Raw genomic sequence first — 19,546 nt, forward strand, 5'->3', positions numbered from 1 at the left:
TCAACAGGCGATTTTTCGAACAACATCAATGACTGTGCCGTCACGGAAGCGAACGATACCGACAATTTTATCCGAAAATTCAAGTGGCTCGGGAATACCGGTAAGCGCTATCCCCTTTTCGTACAGTTGCTGGATTGTATAGACTGGCAACCCAGCATCTTTCAGTCTCTGGGCTACGTCAGCGCGCGCCGGGTTGACCGCAATACCTTGATCCGTGACCAGAACATCAATGCATTCGCCGGGAGTAACAAGCGTCGTGACTTTCTGAATGATCGTCGGAATTCGGCTGCGCACCAACGGGGCGACGACGATTGTCAGATTGGCACCGGCGGCGACATCGCAATGGCCGCCGGACGCTCCGCGCATCACGCCATCTCCGCCCGTCAGAACATTAACATTGAATTCCAGATCGATTTCGAGCGCGCTCAGAACGACAACGTCTACATGATCGACATACGCGGCCTTCGATGTCGGATTGGCATATTCGCTGGCCGAGATTTCGACATGTGTGGGAGAAGTTCGCAACGATTCGGCGGCGTCCGCGTCGAACGACTGCACATCGACTAGAACCTTGACGAGGCCCTTCTTATGCAGATCGACAATTTCTCCGGTAATTCCCCCCAAGGCAAAACTTGCTTTTATCCCACTTTCCTGCATCTTCGCTTCAAGGCAGCGTGTCGTCGCCGTCGAGGCCCCTCCAGACCCGGTTTGCAAGGAAAATCCGTCCTTGAAATAGCCGGAGTGTTCGATAACGTCTGCGGCGTATCTCGCAATAAGAAGATCCCGCGGGTTTCGTGTGATCCGCGCGGCACCGACGCTGATCAGCTCTGGATCACCTACCTGCTTTACCTTTACGACAGCATCAACGTGAACTTGCGACAAGCTCGCGGGACAATTTGGAAATTCGACAATTTCCTCGGTCATTACGACAACATAGCGCGCGAACTCCGCGTCAACTTTTGCATAACCGAGTGAGCCGCAATTGAGCTTGCCATGTGCCCCATTTGCATTCCCAAATTCGTCCGCGCAGGCCACGCCCAGGAACGCCACGTCTATCTTCAACTCGCCGGTCTGAATCAGATGCGCGCGACCGCCATGCGAATGGATCTGCACAGGATGCGCCATCAGGCCGCTAGATATCGCCTCGGCGAGCTCACCACGAAGGCCGGACGTGAAAATCCGAGTGATGACACCACTTTTTATGTGCGCGATTAGCGGATCATGGCAGTTCAACAAAGAGCTGGACGCAAGAGTGAGATTACTAAATCCCATTTTCGCTAGGGTATCCACCACTTGGAGAACAATCTTGTCGCCCTCGCGGAACGCGTGATGGAACGAAATCGTCATTCCGTCCTTCAGTCCCGATCTCTTAATGGCATCTTCCAAGCTCCCACAGATCTTGCGGTGAAGTTTTTGTTCACTGTCATCCAGATACGGGGTGACGGCGGTAGCACCTGCGTATTCCCGAAAGGCGGGTCCATCTGGAATCTGAACCGCCAATGCCTCGATTATACCAACCATTTCCTGCTCCTTTGTCCTTACACCGAACTCAGACAGCCACCGCACGTTGAAGAACGGCTTCGGCCTCGTGAATCACCGGCGGATCAATCATCTTGCCATCGAGCGAAACGACTCCCAGCCCCCTTGCCTGCGCCTGCGATGCCGCGGCGAGAACGCGCTTCGCATAGTCAAGCTCCGCCACCGTGGGTGCATACGCCTTGTGCAAGAGAGCGATCTGTCGAGGATGGATCAGTGACTTGCCATTGAATCCCAGCTGCTTGGCAATCATTACCTCGCGCAGAAATCCCTCATCATCATCCACATTTCCGTAAGCGACATCATACGCGGCTATGTGAGCGGCGCGAGCCGCGTGAAGGACAGCGGCTCTCGCGTAAAAGAGCTCGGGTTCCGAACCGCCACTCCGCTTCGTCTGCATATCGACAAGATAATCGAACCCGGCAATCGCAATCGCCATCATCCGGGGAGACGCGGTCGCGATGCTTACCGCGTTGACGACGCCGGAGGCCGACTCGATCGCGGCCATCAGCTTCGTTTCACCGAGAGGCCGCCCGGCCGCCTTTTCGATCGCCGCGACATGGGATTCTATCTCGCGAATGTTATCCGCACTTTCCGTCTTGGGAAGGCGGATAACGTCGGCGCGACCGCGAACCGCCGCTTCGAGGTCTTCTCGCCAGAACGCTGTATCCAAACCGTTGATTCGGACTACTCTCTCAATGTCACGGTAAGCTGGATGCAGCAATGTCTGAAAAACGAGTAGTCTTGCTGTGTCCTTTTCCCCTATGGCAACGGCGTCCTCAAGATCGAACATCACCGAATCCGGCTTGTAAATAAAAGACGTGCTCAGCATACTGGCATTAGAGCCCGGCACGAACATCATGCTCCGTCGAAGTTTCATGACAGCTTCTCCATCGGAACTTCTGGGGCTTCAGCGCCACGAAGGATAGCCGCCTGTACACGTGCCTTAATGACACAATCAAGTGCGCCCTTATCTTCGATTTCGATGGATACCGAACTCACTAAGAACGTCTCCAGTGTTTTAGAAACGGTCTCGCGGATTTGCTTTCCAAATCGCTTTTCCACAGCGCTGCGAATCACGATGTCTATCACCGATCCATCACCAGGTGAAACTTTGACGAGCAAGTCACTTGATTCCAGTGTCCCCGCCACTGCGGGCTTGACAATTTTCATTTCACCACCTCTTTCGTTGACGCAACGTCATGCGCGCGTCCGTATTTCTGCCTGAGAAATTCGAGAGTCGTATTCGGGACCATGCGCGCAATTCTGGCAAAATTGCCGCTATGTATCAGCTCCCTGACTTCGCTGGCCGAAATCGCCTCGCCATCGACCGATATCCTCGGAATCTCAACGACATCAATGTCGGGCCCCAAACCAGCATCGCCCTGCAACCACATCCGCATCTGGGTATTGTAATGCCGGGTGGTCGCATCAAACGGCTCCGTGCCGACGAAGCGATGAGTAATACCCAAGGCGGGTCCGATATATTCCCGAAATAGAAGAAGATCTACCGCCGCCCATCCCCGATCGACCTGCGCTTTGTCCTTCAGGAAATATCCGGGAAAGGTCGCCCGAGAAACGATATAGTTGGAGCCTTCCTGTATAGTAACATTTTTAATGTCCGCCAGCCCCGCGACAACAAGCATATGGCGTTCGGCATAGGAGAACATCGACGCCTCTTCCCGCACAAGAAATACGTGAAGCCAATCACATTTCTTAGCGGCCTGTATAGCCAAGCTGCGATGACCAAGCGTAAACGGATTGGCGTTCATGACAATCGCCCCGATTGTCTTTCCTGGTCGTCGGTCCCGGCACACCTTGCGGCAATAATTCCCAATCGCCACCGAGCTGTTTTCCATGAGCATGACCATGTCAGGGACTTCAACCAATGGGTAGAATCCCCATCCACGAAAGAAAAGACGGTTCTTCGGCGAGGAATAAAGAAACAGATCAAACACCCCGCGTGACGCCGCAACCTCTATGATCCGACTTCCTAGCGTCAAGCTAATCTTTTCTCCACGCAATCCAGAGTCGATAGCCACGCATTTGATCGTCGCATGATCCAAGCCTGCACATGCGACCAAGCCGCTCTGGTTTTCACGTCGACCGACAACGAATACTTCAACCTGATCATCCATATCAAGATCATTGTCGTTGAGAAATCGACGAATTTCGTCGATTTCTTCAGTATCGACGTCGTTATACACGCAATAGAATGCAACATTCTCAATCACATTTCACTCCACCCGTGAAAACGAGAAATAAATTCAGGACTGCAATCTGTACATCTACGATACCCAAGCGATAGCAAGCTATTCAGCGGCAAAGATTGCATTGACGGTGGCAATCTGCTCGACATGTAACGCAGCCTTTGCAGTCATGCCTAGCTTGCGACTTCCGGCTGCTTCCGTCGCCAGCCCAGCCTCGTCGGATTTAAAATACGGCACGTCGATCGCCGCGATGGAACGCGTCGCCGCCGCCGCGACGATGCACGAGCGGGCGCAAAGCAGGCTCTCCCACGAGCCATCGGCATGCAGGTCCCGCGCCAGATCGCCCCCCCCGAGGAAGAGTGCGCTGACACGCTCATGGGAGTTGGCGATCCGTTCGGCCGCGAACAGGGCTCGCGCCAACTCCACCATGGGAATGATGCCGATCGTTGAAAGCGGCCCATCAAGAATATCGGCGACGACGCCTACCTCATCCGGTGTCCTGCATAAGGGAATAATGATGGCATCAGGCTTATACTCAGCCCCATGAAGCGCAATCAGATCCTTTAAGCCGATAACTGATCTTGGGCTGTTGATCCGGACGATTCGAACTGGATTTCCCTCGACAGAGCGAGCGAGCCAAGCTATGGCGGCGCGGCGAGCCTTATCCTTGTCGGCCAGCGGAACGGTCGACTCCAGATCAAGAATGACACCATCGCCGAGATAGCCGGTCTCGTAGCGCTCCGGATGCGAGGCAGGGGTCAACAAAAAGCTCCGGCAGGCTCGCAACCGAGCCTGTAACGATACCACCTCGCTGCTTTGCGGACGGCAAGGAACACTTGAATTCATCGCAAACAACTCCAAAATATAATAATAGCGCGAGAATTACCGTACATCGTCCAAAGACAAAACTATATGGCACTGATGTCAGCATAAAATCGCTGTATAAGCCGATGGCATTAACATGGCGAGCCCCTAAGATAAGGCGCTAAGGAAGCGCCATTGAACGCATGAACTGAACGCCGATCCCATCTGCCGGAAAATTCTCTCGCTCCGATCTCGTTCCATACCTTCCATTTAATTCCCGCCGTGTCATTGACGGGCGTCACGCGCCGTAAAAATTATGGCAGGTTGCCGCTTGTCCCCGCCCGGTGAGCTGGAACTCGGTTTTCCGCGATATCACAGACCGTTGGATTACGTCCAAATGAACCCTCTCGATAGCGTCGCACAGTCCGGCATCGCGCCGCTCGCGGGGCGGCAATCGCTATGGGTCGCCAGCACGCACGGCATGCTCATACCAGGTCGACGGGGCATACCGTGCGTGCTGGCGACCCCATACTTCCGGCGGTGCTGGTACATGAAGGCGATCATGGCTTGTGTCGACGCCCGCACTCCACCATCGCAAAATAAGCCGACGCCTTGCGCGCGATCTCATTGGCATGCCGCAGTTCGCGGACCTCGCGCTTAAGGGCCTTGATCCGCTCGATCTCTGCCATGCTCGGACCAGGCCGCACTCCGCTGTCGTGCTCGGCCTTATGCGCCCAATTCCACAGCGTCTCCCCGAGCAGCCGATCTTGGCCGCAACCCAGTTGATTGCTCCCTATTGCGTCGCATGCTCGTCCTGCTGCTCCAGCACCGGACACACCGCACGTTCGCTGACTTCTCGTGGCAATGGTCAATTCGTCTTTCTCGTCATGACCTCACTCTCTCAAGAGTTGAGGTCTCCACCAATCCCGGCGCGGTTCACCTGAAAAAACCGGAGAACCTCGTTGCGTCGCAAGCGACGTCGAACAAGGATGTTTCCCTCGCTGTCGATCCCACGTAACTGGAAAACACTCTTGGCCAGATCCAGTCCAATCGTCGAAATTGTTCCCATAAGGGCCTCCCGGCGTTGTAGACGGCGGCGCTTTTATCCTCGCACGTTCCCCGCCGGAGCCGTCCACAACATCACTTCAATCGTCACGCGCTTTCACTTCAAACTCTATTTGTGCGTCTCCGGACGCATCGTTGACGCCCGTCAATGTCACAACCGAAAAATTATGCTCTGGATAGCATGAGTAGATACGGACAGAAGCTGATAGTTGGGACGAGGGTCATGGGAAAAAAAAGCAGGCCCTTGTCGCAAGAGGTCGTCGATATCTCAACCAGAATCCCAGTACTTTCCTGCAATGCGTTTTTATTTGTCTTATTTATTTGTCTTACGGAAAAAAAATCTGAGAAGATACGAAATCATGAAGGGCGGACTCGGGCGCTGGACCATAGAGATGAAAGATCAAGATCTTTCCCTCATGTTGAAGGAATGGCGCATTGTCTGGCGTATACAGCGCACGGCTATCGCCTCATGGGGCTATTGGCCGTGCCGTTCTACCAATTAATCGGAAACAGAACTCTTCGAGCAAAATTAACTCCATATTCGCCGTGTCCGGGGCTGTGGTCTTTTAACGAGATCGTTCCAATATTAACGTGTGAGATTGACGCTCATGAACAAAAATCTTTCTCTTAAAAGTTTTCTGCTTATTTTTAAGGGTGCGTTGTTGAGCTCTGTTACAATCAACGTTTTTGTAGCGCAAAATGTACAAGCGGCCGAGGTTGGCGCGTCTGAATACCCACTTAATCCCGCGAATCCCGTGCCGACCGCGGAAAAAACATCCAAAGTGCCGAGACTAAAATCGATGCTCCCCGTGAATCTGTATTCTAGCACAAATGGTGAGCTGGCGGCTCTTGATGATGACGCGTACTTCCGTCATTTTCCGGCACTGGACGTCCTCCCTGGATACTACGGCCAGGATCGAAACTCTATTATTGTGCGCGATTTCGGCGCGACCCCTTCTCCACCCCAGCATCTGTTGCCCGAAAGTATGGCACCGATACGCCGCTTTCTTCTGTCACACGGCATCAATGTTCAATTGACCTACGTGTCGGAGCCGATGTGGAATGTGGCGGGAGGCCGCGAACGGGGCGGAGATTATGCTGCGCAGTTATCGCTTCAGCTTGATACCGACCTCAAACGATTGACGCATCTGGCATTTTTAGATGGCTTCACGACACACATGATGATTCTTCAGCGCTCCGGCCGAAGCCTGACGAATGACAGGGTAGGCGACCACGATCTCAATCTCGTCGGCGTTTATGGCGTGGGTAACAATGTCATTGCGAAGCTTGGTTATTTTTACATCGAAAAAGACATTCTTGATCATCGAATAAATCTAGCCGTCGGACGAATGGCGGTTGCAATGGACTTCGCCACGTCCCCTGTCTATTCGTCATTTTTGTCGATCGGCCTGGCGCCCATCGCCCTGAAAACTGCCGCTGGGTTCGAAGCAACTCCCAACTCAGTCTGGGGAGGACGCGCTCGCCTTCGACCATTTCTCGACAATTATCTCTCTTTCGGCGCCTATCAGGTGAGCCCCAATTATGGCGGCATTTCAGGGTGGAGTTGGTTCGAGCCGGGCTCCCAGGGCGTTATCCTTCCCGTCGAGGATGCGTGGACTCCTTACATCGGCCGGCAAGGTCTGGTTGGACACTACCGGGTAGGCTTTGCTTATAATAGCGTTCGTTATCCGAGCCTAGCAGGCACCATTCCCGCCCAAAGCATTACCGAGATTCATATGGGTGGCCCTCGTCATCGTGATAGTTTCTGGGTGCTGGGCGATCAGATGCTGTTCCGGACAGGTCATACTGAATATAGCGGAGTTATCGCGTTCGGAGGATATGTCCATAATACTCAGAGTATTACGACGTTTCAGGATCAGATATTCGGTGGGCTACTGACTCCCAGCCCGATACCGGGACGAAAGGATGACCAGTTCGGTTTTCTTTTTTCATATTATCATTACAGTACAACTCTTCGCAGGGGCGAGGAGATTCGGATCTCAGATGGGCTTTCCCCCGGAAAGAATATTTATGGTCCGCAGTCCGATTCCAATTCCATCGAGGTATTCTATAATATACCCGTATTTCGCGGTATTCGTTTTTCGCCGGATTATGAGTACTTCGTCCGTCCGGGCGGGTCCAGCTATCTGCGAAGTGCCAGCTTCGTAGGGTTCAAAACATCTATTCTGCTGTGAAAAAATAGCACCGTGTTCATCGCCATCGATCGTTGCGGCGGTTTATACATTGGCGTCCAGCCGCCCTGTCGTCCGGCAGGACACTGCGGGCGGCTGTGATGTCGAATTCGGCACCTGCAACGCCCGGACGCGCACGCTTGCCGCGTTCACGACCGGCAACTGGTGGCATTTTCTGGAAGGTCACTGCGGTAGTCTCATGGGCGGCGCGCAATACATCCATATCCAGATATTTGCCTTCTACGGCAACGATGGTGAGGAAAACAGCGTCTACCCGCAGACGAGTGTCAACACCGTTTGCGTGACCATCCGATATTTCCATTTCCAGCAATGACCGAAGATTTCTTCGTTCACTCAAGGATTACGCACATGTCCTATACAGTCGGCACCTACCTTGCCGAGCGCCTGTCCCAGATCGGCCTCAAGCATCACTTCGCGGTCGCAGGCGACTACAACCTCGCCTTACTCGATGAGCTCTTGAAAAACCCTACTTTTGAACAGGTTTATTGCTGCAATGAACTAAACTGCGGCTTCGCGGCCGAAGGTTATGCGCGCGCCAACGGAGCCGCCGCAGCAGTCGTTACCTTCAATGTCGGTGCCTTCTCGGCCCTGAACGCGATCGGCGGCGCGAACGCCGAAAACCTGCCCGTCATCCTGATTTCCGGTTCTCCCAACTCCAACGATTATGGAAGCGGGCATATCCTGCACCACACGATCGGCTTTCCGGATTACAATTATCAGCTCGAAATCGCGGAAAAGCTCACCTGTGCTGCCGTCTCGATCACGTCGGCCCACGATGCGCCGGAAAAGATCGACCATGTGATCCGCACGGCCCTGCGCGAGAAAAAGCCAGGTTATATCGAAATTTCCTGCAACGTTTCGGGTCAGCCTTGTACGACGCCCGGCCCGATCAGTGCGGTCATCGGCCATGTGCCGAGCGATCGCGCAACGCTGCAGGCAGCGATCAAGTCGGTTGCAGCTTTCGTGGACGCTCACGAAAAGCCTGCCCTGCTGATCGGCAGCAAGACGCGGGCCGCCGGAGCGGAAGAGGTATCCGTCAAGCTTGCCGATGCATTGGGCTGTGTTGTGGCGACCATGGGGGCTGCGAAAAGCTTCTTCCCCGAGGATCATCCGAACTATGTCGGCACGTTCTGGGGAAGTGCGAGCTCGGCGGGCGTGCGCGAGATCTTCGACTGGAGCGACAGCATCATTGCTATCGCCCCGATCTTCAACGACTACTCGACCGAAGGATGGACGGCCTGGCCGAAAGGCCCAAACGTGGTGCTCCTCGACAAGAACGTCGTGAAAGTAGGCGATCAGAGCTTCAACAATATCGCGTTGGCCGATCTACTCGAAGGACTTGCCGCCTACTATGCCGAGAAGCCTAAAAAAAATGCGACGCTTGTCGAGTTCGATAGGATCCACGGCGCATCCGGCATGGCCGACGCCCCTGTTGCCCAGAAGAAATCTGAAATCACCCGGACGACCGTCGAAACGAAACTGACCCGCGCTGACATTCAGTCCGCGGTGCAGGGCCTCGTGACGCCCGAGACGACTATTTTCGCCGAGACCGGCGACAGCTGGTTCAACGTCATGCGCATGAAGCTGCCGCGCGGAGCGCGCGTCGAACTTGAAATGCAGTGGGGCCATATCGGCTGGTCAGTGCCGTCCATGTTCGGTTACGCCGTGGGCAGCCCGGAGCGTCGTCACATCCTGATGGTGGGCGACGGCTCGTTCCAGCTCACCGCGCAGGAAGTCGCCCAGATGACGCGCCGCAAGCTGCCGGTCATCATCTTCCTCATCAACAATGGGGGCTACACGATCGAAGTCGAGATCCAGGACGGTCCTTACAACAACATCAAGAACTGGGACTACGCGGCCGTCATCGAAGGCTTCAATGCGCAAGACGGGAAGGGGCGCGGCCTGCGCGCGACTACCCCGGCCGAGCTTGAGGCGGCAGTGAAGACGGCGCTCGGCAATACCGAGGGACCGACACTGATCGAATGCGTCATTCCGCGTGACGACTGCACGAGCGAGCTGATTTCCTGGGGTCGCCATGTTGCGGCCGCGAACGCACGACCGCCCGCGCAATAAGCTGCAGCCGCGGCCATGCGGGCGAGCCGCATGGCCGCGGCGCCACCCCGAACTGAGCGGAGCCACCATGTCGGCCTCGAATACCAATGTCAGTCCGATGCGACAGACGACCCAGGCCACGCCCAGGCCTCACTAGAGCAGATCATTCCCGGTCGATGTGGCTGCGGCGATTTTCTTCAGATTCGGAAGGTCGATTCTAAATGTGTTGTCGTCTATCCGGATTATGAGCCTCTTTTTGGTCAGGTCGGTAAGGTTTCGGCTGATGCTCTCGCGCGTTGTTCCTATGTAGTCAGCAATGTCGATGCGATCCATCGGCAGTTTCAGGATCGACGTGTCCGGATTGAAATAAGGCCTGTCGTGATTGCAGAGCTCTACCAGAAAGCTGGAAAGTCTTTCAATTCCCTTGCAATGGCTCATGACAATCAGGCGCCTTTGCATCAGCCGAATTTCGGCTGTGGCTTTCACAAGAAGGGGCGTCTGCAGAGAGGGCTGTGCGTGTACCAGTCCATTTGGGCCGGATATCCTATAACGGATTGCCTGAACGTCGGTCAGGGCATCGGCCCGATTGACATATTTTCCATCGACGGAAAGTCCGATGAAATCACCGAACCAGTGGAATGCCAGGACCTGACGCTTGCCATTTGCCAGATCATGTGAAATCCGGACCAGACCGGATTCGACAAGATAGATGTAATCCGACCTTTCGTTTTGTCCAAAGACGCATTCGCCAGAACGAAAGGCAAGCGGCTGTCCGATCCGTTTCAATACATCTTCATCTTCCGGACTAAGCGCAAGGTCCTGGGGGCCGTTTTTCGGATTGAGCAGGTCGGACGGGGCGTTGATATGGATTCGATCTTTGGGCAGGGCCATCTTGTGTGTCTCGGTAATGGAGAGGGACTGGTTCATAGATGATATCTGGCGGTGTCCAGGTTGCCGGATCACTGTGGAACGCCATTCTGTCCATCCTTTCTAGCCGGATGAAGCCAGGATATTTCGGGGGAACGGTCATTCGTTCCCGACAGGTGATGGCGTGAACGCCATGTGCTTCTGCCCAGTCGTTGAAAGATTCCGAAAAGGAATGCCGTCGACATCCCGACGAGGAGCATGCCCGAACAGGCTTCGACGGCACCCAGGACGCGCCATTGCCGATCAAGGACGATTCCGCTGACACCCCTTGTTGACATCGTGTCAAAAGAATAGAAAAGCGCGTCACTGCAATTTCGTATGGCTCCAAGATATACGAAAAGAACCGCCCATGATATCGATTCAAGCATATGCAGGAAGCCAAGGCACACACAGATCACCGTAATGAGGAACGTCTGCTTGGTTATACGTTTCCAGTGCCTGCTGAAGTCAAAATTTAGGGCGAAATAGGGACTGTCGACCAGCATCTCGAGACTGCCCATACCGATGGCATGCAACAGGGTGCAGCCTATGCTGACTAGAAGGCCTATCAACCACGGCGCCATGAATGTACCCTTCGTTGGTGCAAATGTCTTTTCCATACGACATGCAGGGCCGGTCTCTCGGCGAAACCTGTCGTCAGCCAGGCCCGGCGGGAACATTGCCGTGATCGGTCCAGTGATATCCTGTGACCGGAGCGTCCGAGCCTATTTTCCCCCCGTCGCCTGATACAGTGTCGCGATTTCGCCTAGGCGGGCGGCTCGGATCTGCACCCTTTGCAAAGTCGTTTCCAGAATATCATATTCCGAGTTCGCGACATCGAAGTAATTGACATACCCGGTGCGCAATTCCTTTCGAGCATCCGCCAGCGTGTGCTGCCTGTCATAGAGTGCGCGTTGCACCTGCTCTTCTTCTTCAGCCAGGTGCGTCAATCCGGCGAGAGCATCCTCGACCTCGCGAAAGGCTTCGATGGCGGCCTTGCGGTACGCCCAGGCGGCCTGATTGCGGCGGGATCGGGCAATACGCTCATTGGCCTGCAATTCGCCTCCTTCGAAGATGGGAGCCAGGATGCTGCCCCCAAGGGCCCAGGCTGTTCCGGTGAACGGATTGCTGCCGCCGATCGTGCCGATCCCAGGGTTGATGACGATATCGGGCAGGAAGGCTGCCCGTGCGGATTGGAGGGAATGATCGGCGGCTATGATGGTGTCGCCTGCCTCCACCAGATCCGGCCGGTTGGCCAGTACGCGTGCCGGAACGGGTTCGATCACGGGCGGAAAGCGAATATTGTCGAGTTGCGGGCCGTCTGTTGCAATCGAATCGATATCATTCGGCATATCCCCCAGCAGCACCGCCAGGGCATCTTCCTGTCGTGCGATCTGAAGTTTCGTGGCTGCGATCTGTGCCTGCGCATTGCTGACCAGGGCATCTGCCTGATCGGCAGAGCTGCGCTTCTCGTAGCCCGCAGTGACCTCATGGGCGATCCGGATGCGTTCGGCTTCACGCACGTCACGTGTATGTTCCAGAATCGTCAGGGCCTCACGGGACGACTGAAGCGCGACATAGGCCCGTACGGTATCGCCAATCAGGGCCAGTTCCACTGCGTCCCGATCGGCGGCACTGGCCAGCATCCGGGCCTTTGCAGCCCGTGTCTGCTCACGCAGACGTCCGAACAGGTCGGTATCGAACTTCAGGCCGCCACCCAGAATATACTGGCTGAATTCCATCGTACTGAAGCGACCGTTCCCGATGCCAATGCCGCTGCCCTCGACATGCGGTAGTTCGGCACTGAATGAGAGGCGCATCTGCGCGCGGGCTTCCATCACGCGCTCCGCGGCGATCGCCATGTCGGGATTATTGTGGACGGCGCGGGCAACAAGGCTGGTCAGCACAGGATCGCCGAAGCGGTTCCACCACTGTTCCGGTACAGATGCGGTCAGGGCCTGTCCGTTCGGTCCCGGACGCCAGGAGGATGAAGGAATGACTGCCGAACCCGATGGCAGGATTTCGTCATGGGCGCTACAGGCGGCGAGCGTACATGATGCAAGCAGCAATGCCGGCAGATACCATGAATGGCGGGCTTTCTTCACGGTCTGGTACCATCAGCCCACGTGTCGGGTATGTGTGCGGTCGTGTCAGACGGTGTAGCGACAAAGACTTCCACCGACATGCCTGGGGCAAGTCGTTCCGCCAGCTTCTGACCAGGGTCGATGGCGATGTAGATACCGATACGTTGTGGTACTTTAACGAAATTTCCGGTTGCATTGTCAGGTTTGACTAGCGCGAATTCAGATCCCGTTGCCGGTGCGACGCGCGTGATATGTCCGCTGAATTGCTCCCCGGCCAAGGCATCCACAGTGAAGGTTGCATGCTGACCGACGCGCATACGGCTGGTCTGCGCTTCCTTGTAATCGGCGATCACCCAGCGTTCGTCGGGGACAAGCGAAAACAGGGCCGTACCGGCACCGACATAGGCACCGACATGGGTGCCGCCGGTCCGGCCGATAACCCCGTCGCTTTCGGCACGGATATGGGTGCGATCCAGATCGATCAGGGCGGAATTCAGGGCTGCCTTCGCCTGCCTTACGATCGCGCGAAGCACCTGCTCTTCCACGTTCGCTGCCGTTACAGCGGTCTCGGCGGCCCTGAGGTCCGCGCGTGCCTGCCGAACAGCGGCTTCGTCCGAGCGCAGTGTGGCAAGCCCCGCATCATAGTCCCGGCGGGAAACCGTCTGATCGGCGACCAGCAGTTCCTGCCGATGATGGTCCGCGGAACTCTGTGCCAGGTGGGCAAGGGCAGTTTGCAGGGCGGCATCGCGCTGTTCCAGCCCCGCACGGGCCGATGCCTGGTTCTGGCGGTTATTGGCCAGGGTGGCCTCGCGGCTGGCCACATCCGCCTGTGCCTGTGCGACACGGGCATCATAGGAACTTTCGTCGATCTGAACGAGAACCTGTCCCTTGCGGACGTGGGCATAGTCGTCGACCAGAACCTGTCTGATATAGCCGGGTACCTGTGGGGCGACGACGGTGACGTGACCCTGCACATAGGCATCGTCCGTCCGTACCCCGTCAAAGCCGAATGGAGGGAGTTCGAACGCGGACAGCGTGCATGCCACCGCGATGGCTGCGAGCATCAGCGTTATCGTAATGACGATCGCGTTCCGCCGTGGGGGATGCCATTCAACGGTCGGAGACGGCGGGTTTCCCATGTCCTGACTGCCGCTCGCCGATCCGTCTTGCTGTGTCATGACGGACGCCCCGCGGCATGGCTGGTAACCCGCATCCACAGGAATGACAGTGCAAGCAGGGCTGCGACGCCGAAGGCAAGATCGCGGACGAAGCCGAAGACATTGATATAGCCAAGAACGGCGGACTGGTCGGAAAGGTTGCTGATCAAGGAAGATGCACCACGGTTAAGGACGTCCAGCGAAGTGGAGGCCGAGCCGGCGAGACGGTTGGAGAGGCCCGTCAGCGCGTAACGTTGATAGTGATATTGCAGGCTGCCCAGCACGGCGGATCCGATGACACTTCCAAGGCTTTGTGAAATCGCAAACACGTAAATGGCCGAGATGAAATTGCTGGTATCGGATCTGAATACGAGAATGATGTCATACAGAAGGGCGGGCCCCACGAACAACGTCGTGCCGAAACCCAGAAGGGCCTGCGAAAAATACATATCGACCGGGCGGCTCTGGGCATTGCTGCCTGTGTCAAGGGCGGCCGCAACAGCGATGACGACGAGTGCCGCGATACACTGAAACGGTATGGTCCCGGGGGACAGGGTCAACGCCATGGTGGCGATACCACACACCATACCGAGGATGACCCACAGATAAAGCGTATGGAACTGATCATTGAGCAGGCCCGCATGCGTGAACAGCCCGATGACACCGGTATCCTGTTCCGATAGGAGCAGTCGCTCCATGATGGCGACTACGACGAACTTCACAAGTGTCGATGTCGACAGCCATCCCATTTCCAGCAGAGGCCGGGTACGGCACAGTTCGACGGCGACGGCCGGCGCAAGAAACAGGATCATCGTGACGAGAAGCCAGCCGATCCATGGCGTGTCCGTCCACCACAGGGTGCGGCCGAGCGTCAGTACAGCAACAAGGGTCACCGATACGATGCTCAACAGCGTGGCCGGAAGCAGGTCGACCGCACCGATCACCGGGCCGGTATAGGTCTTCGGCAAGGGTAGAAGCAACACCGCCAGCAGTTGCAGCGATGCGAATGTCGTGGACAGGCAGGCAAAACCCTTATTGCCGGAATGGGTCAGCATCTCCACGGGAAACAGGGCCGCGATCGGATTGGCCAGTTGGAGGCTGGCGATGGCCAGCGCGATGGCGAGCACTCTCCGGGATTTTGGAAGGGCCTGTATGAAATAGTATACGCCGGCCGCGACACTGGTGGAGACCTGCAGGCCATTGGTCACGCGATTGACGACCATGCCGATGAAACCATGGGCCAGAAGCATAACGAGGCCGCTGGCGACATTGGCCACGAGCAGCCAGTGAAGGATACGCATGATTCCGAATTGCTGTCGGCCCTTGATGACGACCAAATTGGCGTACGCCGCGGCCGCCACGAAGGCGACGATCAGCCATTCACTTTCGGCTATAGTCAGCCCGGCTTCCCCCGCAACACTGCCAAGATTGCCGGACAGCAGTGCGTTCTGTGTCGATGCGATGATCGGCATGAGGAAGCCCATGCCGATATAGGCCACACGGCGCGCCATCGGGTGATGCGCGATATAGGGCGCGCCCAGCAGCGGGGGGCGTTCAAGATCCGAAGGTACTTCAGACATTGACCTGGCTTTTCAGCGACGTTTTTTCCGGATTTCAAATAAACGAATCACGAAAGAAACGAAGATGTTTAGATTGAAGAAGGTTTACAGCTTCATCCTGACGATGATATCGAGAATTTCGCCAAATATCTCTTTTGCTACCGATCCATGACTTCCGAGTTTTTCGATAACTTCCTCTTCGATTCCGGACGCGGCCTGCAGTACGGTTTCGATGCGTTCATGACCGGTTCCGGTCAGGACGATGCAATAGGCCCTGCCGTCCCTTGCATCGGGAATTCGGGTGATGAGGTCAAGCGCTTCCAGAGCCCGCAATGTCCGTACCACCGATGATTTGTCCAGAAGCAGTGCGTCGGCGATTTCCTGCTGACTCATGGGACGGTTCTGCCGACTCAACTCAAGCAGGGGCTGCCATGTCGCATCTGTCAAACCGTATGGAAGCAGGCGTGTGTTCAGGATATGGCGCCAGCGCCGGGCAATCTGGGCAAGCATGCGGCCAAGAGTGATGGCCGTATCGTCGCCGCCGTTCTGCATCAGTCTGTGTAATCCGTTTCGTTCGATGGCCCCGCTATGAAGAGAAGCCGGCTAATGAGATGGCGCATACAGATGGGCTTCGCGCCTGCGCGCGCAGTCGATCTGAGAATGAGGATCGTGAAGTGGTCCCCATGCCGGGACCGCTTCATCAGGCAAAAAAGTTTGTATGTCAACCAGTATATTTCTGATGACGACATGGTCCGTTTTTCCTTCTGGGGGTCAATCAGCGAAAGGAGCGAGACTCCACCTCTAACTGATAACAATCAGGGGATTACATAAACACGAGCCCATGTGGCAGCAGCGAGTCCCGAAACCATGGCGACACCGAGTCCGGCCACCACCAGAGAGGCAATCACACTGCCCGCCCCGGCGATCCAGCCGGCCTGCATGAAGATATGCGGCGCATAGCATGACGCTGCGCCAGTCAGGAACCACGATAGCTTTGCCATCTTACAGCCCGATCCCCATGTCCCGCTTCCGGCCGAAGGACCAGTCCACCCCGCCATCGCCGCGCGCGATCCCGGAGACCTGCCGGCCAAGCTGTTTCTCCAGGGACGGCGTCCAGGGCACCAGTTGGAACCCCAGCCCGTCATCGATCATGGCCATACGCCCCGAGGCCAGGGCAAAGCGCTGGCGATAGGTGCCCGTCACATATTCACCCTGGGCCGAGGGCTGATGCGGCAGTCCGCTCTGCTGCTCCAGACGCCTGACCAGGTCAGCGACCTCGCGCTCCCGCAGTGCCACGATCATGCCATGCGGATAGCGCACCTGCTCTCCATCGCGCTGGGCAATGCCCTGCGCGACCAGATGCTCCGACCGCCGGGTCAAAGCATCCCGCACCTCGGCGCCGTATCCCCCCTCCCCCAGCGCCACCGGCTCACGCGCGATGAGTTGCCGGTCGAGCCAGGTCGCGCCCCGCGCCGTCACCTGCTCCGCGACCGACAGGTCCGAGCGCACCGCCAACGCCACACGGCGACGGCCATTGGCGTCCTCGAATTTCCGTACCTCCACCACTGACCTGGACGGACTGTCGCCGGTCGCCTCCAGCGTCGGCAGATGGACGTGATGGGTACGTCCATCCACCCCGTCGATCACGGCATAGGCCGTGCCCTTCAGTTCGTCGTCGAGGCCGCGCGCCACCAGTCGCCCGATTACCGGTTCGGCCAGTTCTTCCCCGGCCAGCACCCAGGCTGACGCGGCGCGCTCGATGCCCTGTTCGCTCAGGCCGCGATGGATGCGCTTGATGATATCCCCACGCTGGCCCATCTCGCGCAGGGTCGGTTCCGCCGCCTCGTCCAGCCGCCATCGTCCGTCCCCGACCTGGTGCGCCAATCCCATCCGCTCCAGGCGCCGCAACCGTCCCACCTTCAGCACCGCGAAGAGATCCGGCCGGCGATCCGGATGCGGGGCTAGGTTGAGAATTCCCCGCTCATCGGCATCCTGCTGCAATTGCCGGTCGAGCTGGGTCCAGCGCTCGGCCTCGACCTGCCGTTCCACGGATTTGCGGATCTCGTTCTCAGTGCGGAGACCGAGTTCCAGCGTGACCAGGTTCTGGGCGCGGGCGCGCAGGCCCTCGCTGATATAGTCGCGGGCGATCACCAGATCCTCGCCCTCCTGGTCCTTGCCACGCACGATGATATGGATATGCGGATTATCGGTGTTCCAATGCGACACCGCCACCCAGTCCAGCGTCGTGCCGAGATCCTGCTCGGCCTGGGTCATCAATTCGCGCGTGAAGGATCTAAGGTCCGCCAGCGCCGGCGCATCCTCCGGCCCGATGATGAAGCGGAAATGATGCCGATCATCCGCGCACCGCTCGGCGAATTCGGACGCCGGCACCGCGTCGCGCTCGGCGCCGAACAGCTTCGCCTTCTCGCCGTCCTTCGTCACCCCTTCACGCTGGAGGTAGGACAGGTGGGCACGCAGCGAGGCCCGGCCGCCATGGCGCACGACACGGGCCTTGACCACAGCAAGCCGGGTGCGCCGCGACAGGATGCGGTTGGCGCGCAACGTGGCGCCCCTACCCCGCCCAAAGGTCGACGGACCCGTCCCGCCTCGTCCTGAACCCGGACGCGCCATGCCGCCGGCCCGGTTGGTCGCGGCGAGAACCTTGCCGATAAAGGACCGCCCCTGACCCGCGCGGGTCGCGCGGATGCGGCCGGGTCTGACCCGGAATTCGTCATCCTGCACCACGGAAACCCTGACCTTGCTGGAGATCATTGAAAAGATATCGAATTCTTTGGGCGAAACCTTTGGACGGCAAAATGACCTTGCAGAAACACGAGAAAATCCGCCATCCCCAACCGAGACGCACCTTGCGGCTTTTATCTTGCCTTAAGCCAAAATGGCCCACTCCCCGATAAAACTGCCGACTCCACCGCCGATTTCCGAGGGAGAACATCAGCCCGCCGTGTCGATCCCTCATGGTTCGGCGCTCCCCGAACGGCGGATGAACAGCGTCAATGATGCTGCAGACGGACTGCTGACAGGATGCGACGAACCGGCGGACGACATACCCACGAAATGCGCGGCGAACAGCATCGCCAGCCGCCAATCGGTCGCGGCGAACCGCTCGCGGACGTGCGCTGGCGATGCATCGCCAGTGCTCCGGCGCAGCAGACGAACGACCGAGGCGACGTAATCGCGCGTCTCGGCGGGCAGCGGACGCCCGGTTGCCAGATGATCGTCATAACGCCCCGGCCCGGCATTATAGGCGGCCAGGAAGCCGGCATCGCCATAGCGATCATGCAGCAGCCGAAGATAAGCAGTCCCGGCGACGATATTGTCATGGGGGTCGAACGGATCTGCGCCGAGATTGAGATCCTGGCGCAATTCCCGCCATGTGTTGGGCATGATCTGCATCAGCCCCATCGCGCCCTTCGCCGAAATGGCGTGCGGATCGCCGCCGCTCTCGATGCGCAACACCGCGCGGACCCAGTCCTGCGGAATGGATGCCTGCCGCGCGGCCTGCTGCACGAAATCGTCGATGCCCTGCGCACGGGAAGGACCAGGCGAGAGCAGCAGCGCGAGCCCGAGCGCGCCGCCCGCGATCAACGCGCCCCGCCTCATTCGCGTGCGCCCTGCCGCTTCGCGGATCGGTTCCACACCAATTGCCAGGCGCGCCCGCCGCGACCGGCCTGGAACAGGGTGGCGCGGATCGGCTGGGTCAGCGACGGATCATCGAGCAGCACCGAGACATACTCACCGGCGCGCTCTCCGGTGCGGGTCCAGCCTGCACCGATCTCCAACGTCTCTGCGCTATCACCGAGATGGATACGGTAGTCGGGCGCGTTCTCGGCGTCCGATCCCTCGACCCGCGCGAAGGTCAGTTCGGCGTCGAGGGCGAGCGTGCGCAGCCGCCCGGCAAAACCGGTGGCGGTGCGGGTGAACAGACCGATCTGGGTCATG

At 57.6% G+C, this 19,546-nt stretch carries 18 protein-coding genes and 1 pseudogene; 3 read left to right on the forward strand and 16 right to left on the reverse strand.

The features are described 5' to 3' along the window. The 7 genes and pseudogenes from citF to AAC691_RS12490 form a co-directional block, all read right to left on the reverse strand. Entirely contained in the window at positions 1–1,521 is a 1,521-nt protein-coding gene (citF, locus tag AAC691_RS12460; RefSeq protein WP_342627127.1) for a citrate lyase subunit alpha, read from the reverse strand. Between the two features lie 28 nt (positions 1,522–1,549). Further along, complete coding sequence (locus tag AAC691_RS12465) at positions 1,550–2,416, reverse strand: aldolase/citrate lyase family protein (RefSeq protein WP_342627128.1); 867 nt, start codon at positions 2,414–2,416, stop codon at positions 1,550–1,552. Further along, a complete protein-coding gene (gene citD, locus AAC691_RS12470; protein WP_342627129.1) occupies positions 2,413–2,709 on the reverse strand; it encodes a citrate lyase acyl carrier protein in 297 nt (98 codons plus the stop codon). Before citD ends, AAC691_RS12465 begins: the two co-directional genes overlap by 4 nt. Then, complete coding sequence (citC, locus tag AAC691_RS12475; RefSeq protein WP_342627130.1) at positions 2,706–3,770, reverse strand: [citrate (pro-3S)-lyase] ligase; 1,065 nt, start codon at positions 3,768–3,770, stop codon at positions 2,706–2,708. Before citC ends, citD begins: the two co-directional genes overlap by 4 nt. Before the next feature lie 78 nt (positions 3,771–3,848). Next, on the reverse strand, positions 3,849–4,508 hold the full coding sequence (locus AAC691_RS12480; protein ID WP_342627131.1) for an aldolase/citrate lyase family protein: 660 nt from the start codon (positions 4,506–4,508) through the stop codon (positions 3,849–3,851). A gap of 602 nt (positions 4,509–5,110) precedes the next feature. Then, positions 5,111–5,239: a hypothetical protein gene (locus AAC691_RS12485; protein WP_342627132.1), complete on the reverse strand. Its 129-nt coding sequence runs from the start codon at positions 5,237–5,239 to the stop codon at positions 5,111–5,113. 251 nt (positions 5,240–5,490) lie between these two features. Further along, positions 5,491–5,619: pseudogene (locus tag AAC691_RS12490) on the reverse strand (IS110 family transposase); the annotation flags it as partial. A 604-nt stretch (positions 5,620–6,223) separates the two neighbouring features. On the opposite strand from AAC691_RS12490, the gene AAC691_RS12495 reads away from it, so the two are divergent. The 3 genes from AAC691_RS12495 to AAC691_RS12505 are packed head-to-tail and all read left to right on the forward strand — an operon-like array spanning position 6,224 to position 9,901. Beyond that, positions 6,224–7,810, forward strand: coding sequence for a carbohydrate porin (locus AAC691_RS12495; RefSeq protein WP_342627133.1), 1,587 nt, complete (start codon positions 6,224–6,226; stop codon positions 7,808–7,810). 49 nt (positions 7,811–7,859) lie between these two features. Continuing rightward, complete coding sequence (locus AAC691_RS12500; RefSeq protein ID WP_342627134.1) at positions 7,860–8,141, forward strand: hypothetical protein; 282 nt, start codon at positions 7,860–7,862, stop codon at positions 8,139–8,141. A gap of 35 nt (positions 8,142–8,176) precedes the next feature. Beyond that, complete coding sequence (locus AAC691_RS12505; RefSeq protein ID WP_342627135.1) at positions 8,177–9,901, forward strand: thiamine pyrophosphate-binding protein; 1,725 nt, start codon at positions 8,177–8,179, stop codon at positions 9,899–9,901. Between the two features lie 132 nt (positions 9,902–10,033). On the opposite strand, the gene AAC691_RS12510 is transcribed toward AAC691_RS12505, so the two are convergent. The 9 genes from AAC691_RS12510 to AAC691_RS12550 form a co-directional block, all read right to left on the reverse strand. After that, positions 10,034–10,807: a Crp/Fnr family transcriptional regulator gene (locus AAC691_RS12510; protein WP_342627136.1), complete on the reverse strand. Its 774-nt coding sequence runs from the start codon at positions 10,805–10,807 to the stop codon at positions 10,034–10,036. A gap of 32 nt (positions 10,808–10,839) precedes the next feature. Continuing rightward, complete coding sequence (locus tag AAC691_RS12515; protein WP_342627137.1) at positions 10,840–11,406, reverse strand: hypothetical protein; 567 nt, start codon at positions 11,404–11,406, stop codon at positions 10,840–10,842. 105 nt (positions 11,407–11,511) lie between these two features. Then, positions 11,512–12,891, reverse strand: a complete 1,380-nt coding sequence (locus tag AAC691_RS12520) for an efflux transporter outer membrane subunit (RefSeq protein WP_342627138.1) — start codon at positions 12,889–12,891, stop codon at positions 11,512–11,514. Further along, a complete protein-coding gene (locus AAC691_RS12525) occupies positions 12,888–14,048 on the reverse strand; it encodes an HlyD family secretion protein (protein ID WP_342627139.1) in 1,161 nt (386 codons plus the stop codon). The genes AAC691_RS12520 and AAC691_RS12525 overlap by 4 nt, the downstream gene beginning before the upstream one ends. Beyond that, positions 14,045–15,607 carry a hypothetical protein gene (locus AAC691_RS12530; protein ID WP_342627140.1) on the reverse strand — a complete coding sequence of 521 codons (1,563 nt, stop codon included), beginning with the start codon at positions 15,605–15,607 and terminating at the stop codon, positions 14,045–14,047. The genes AAC691_RS12525 and AAC691_RS12530 overlap by 4 nt, the downstream gene beginning before the upstream one ends. An 84-nt stretch (positions 15,608–15,691) precedes the next feature. Next, complete coding sequence (locus tag AAC691_RS12535) at positions 15,692–16,138, reverse strand: MarR family transcriptional regulator (RefSeq protein ID WP_342627141.1); 447 nt, start codon at positions 16,136–16,138, stop codon at positions 15,692–15,694. Positions 16,139–16,588: 450 nt separating this feature from the next. Further along, entirely contained in the window at positions 16,589–18,331 is a 1,743-nt protein-coding gene (locus AAC691_RS12540; protein ID WP_342630211.1) for a DUF3363 domain-containing protein, read from the reverse strand. A 228-nt stretch (positions 18,332–18,559) separates the two neighbouring features. Then, on the reverse strand, positions 18,560–19,207 hold the full coding sequence (locus AAC691_RS12545; protein ID WP_342627142.1) for a lytic transglycosylase domain-containing protein: 648 nt from the start codon (positions 19,205–19,207) through the stop codon (positions 18,560–18,562). Continuing rightward, complete coding sequence (locus AAC691_RS12550) at positions 19,204–19,545, reverse strand: DUF736 domain-containing protein (protein WP_342627143.1); 342 nt, start codon at positions 19,543–19,545, stop codon at positions 19,204–19,206. The genes AAC691_RS12545 and AAC691_RS12550 overlap by 4 nt, the downstream gene beginning before the upstream one ends. Between the last annotated feature and the right edge of the window lies 1 nt (position 19,546).

Source organism: Nguyenibacter vanlangensis (assembly GCF_038719015.1).
GTDB classification, from domain to species: Bacteria; Pseudomonadota; Alphaproteobacteria; order Acetobacterales; family Acetobacteraceae; genus Gluconacetobacter; species Gluconacetobacter vanlangensis.

Excerpts from the sequence above, each read along its gene's own strand:
- citF (WP_342627127.1), bottom strand. The coding sequence starts at position 1,521 with ATGGTTGGTATAATCGAGGCATTGGCGGTTCAGATTCCAGATGGACCC.
- AAC691_RS12465 (WP_342627128.1), bottom strand. The coding sequence starts at position 2,416 with ATGAAACTTCGACGGAGCATGATGTTCGTGCCGGGCTCTAATGCCAGT.
- citD (WP_342627129.1), bottom strand. The coding sequence starts at position 2,709 with ATGAAAATTGTCAAGCCCGCAGTGGCGGGGACACTGGAATCAAGTGAC.
- AAC691_RS12485 (WP_342627132.1), bottom strand. The coding sequence starts at position 5,239 with ATGGCAGAGATCGAGCGGATCAAGGCCCTTAAGCGCGAGGTCCGCGAA.
- AAC691_RS12495 (WP_342627133.1), top strand. The coding sequence starts at position 6,224 with ATGAACAAAAATCTTTCTCTTAAAAGTTTTCTGCTTATTTTTAAGGGT.
- AAC691_RS12505 (WP_342627135.1), top strand. The coding sequence starts at position 8,177 with ATGTCCTATACAGTCGGCACCTACCTTGCCGAGCGCCTGTCCCAGATC.
- AAC691_RS12510 (WP_342627136.1), bottom strand. The coding sequence starts at position 10,807 with ATGAACCAGTCCCTCTCCATTACCGAGACACACAAGATGGCCCTGCCC.
- AAC691_RS12515 (WP_342627137.1), bottom strand. The coding sequence starts at position 11,406 with ATGGAAAAGACATTTGCACCAACGAAGGGTACATTCATGGCGCCGTGG.
- AAC691_RS12525 (WP_342627139.1), bottom strand. The coding sequence starts at position 14,048 with ATGACACAGCAAGACGGATCGGCGAGCGGCAGTCAGGACATGGGAAAC.
- AAC691_RS12530 (WP_342627140.1), bottom strand. The coding sequence starts at position 15,607 with ATGTCTGAAGTACCTTCGGATCTTGAACGCCCCCCGCTGCTGGGCGCG.
- AAC691_RS12535 (WP_342627141.1), bottom strand. The coding sequence starts at position 16,138 with ATGCAGAACGGCGGCGACGATACGGCCATCACTCTTGGCCGCATGCTT.
- AAC691_RS12545 (WP_342627142.1), bottom strand. The coding sequence starts at position 19,207 with ATGAGGCGGGGCGCGTTGATCGCGGGCGGCGCGCTCGGGCTCGCGCTG.
- AAC691_RS12550 (WP_342627143.1), bottom strand. The coding sequence starts at position 19,545 with ATGACCCAGATCGGTCTGTTCACCCGCACCGCCACCGGTTTTGCCGGG.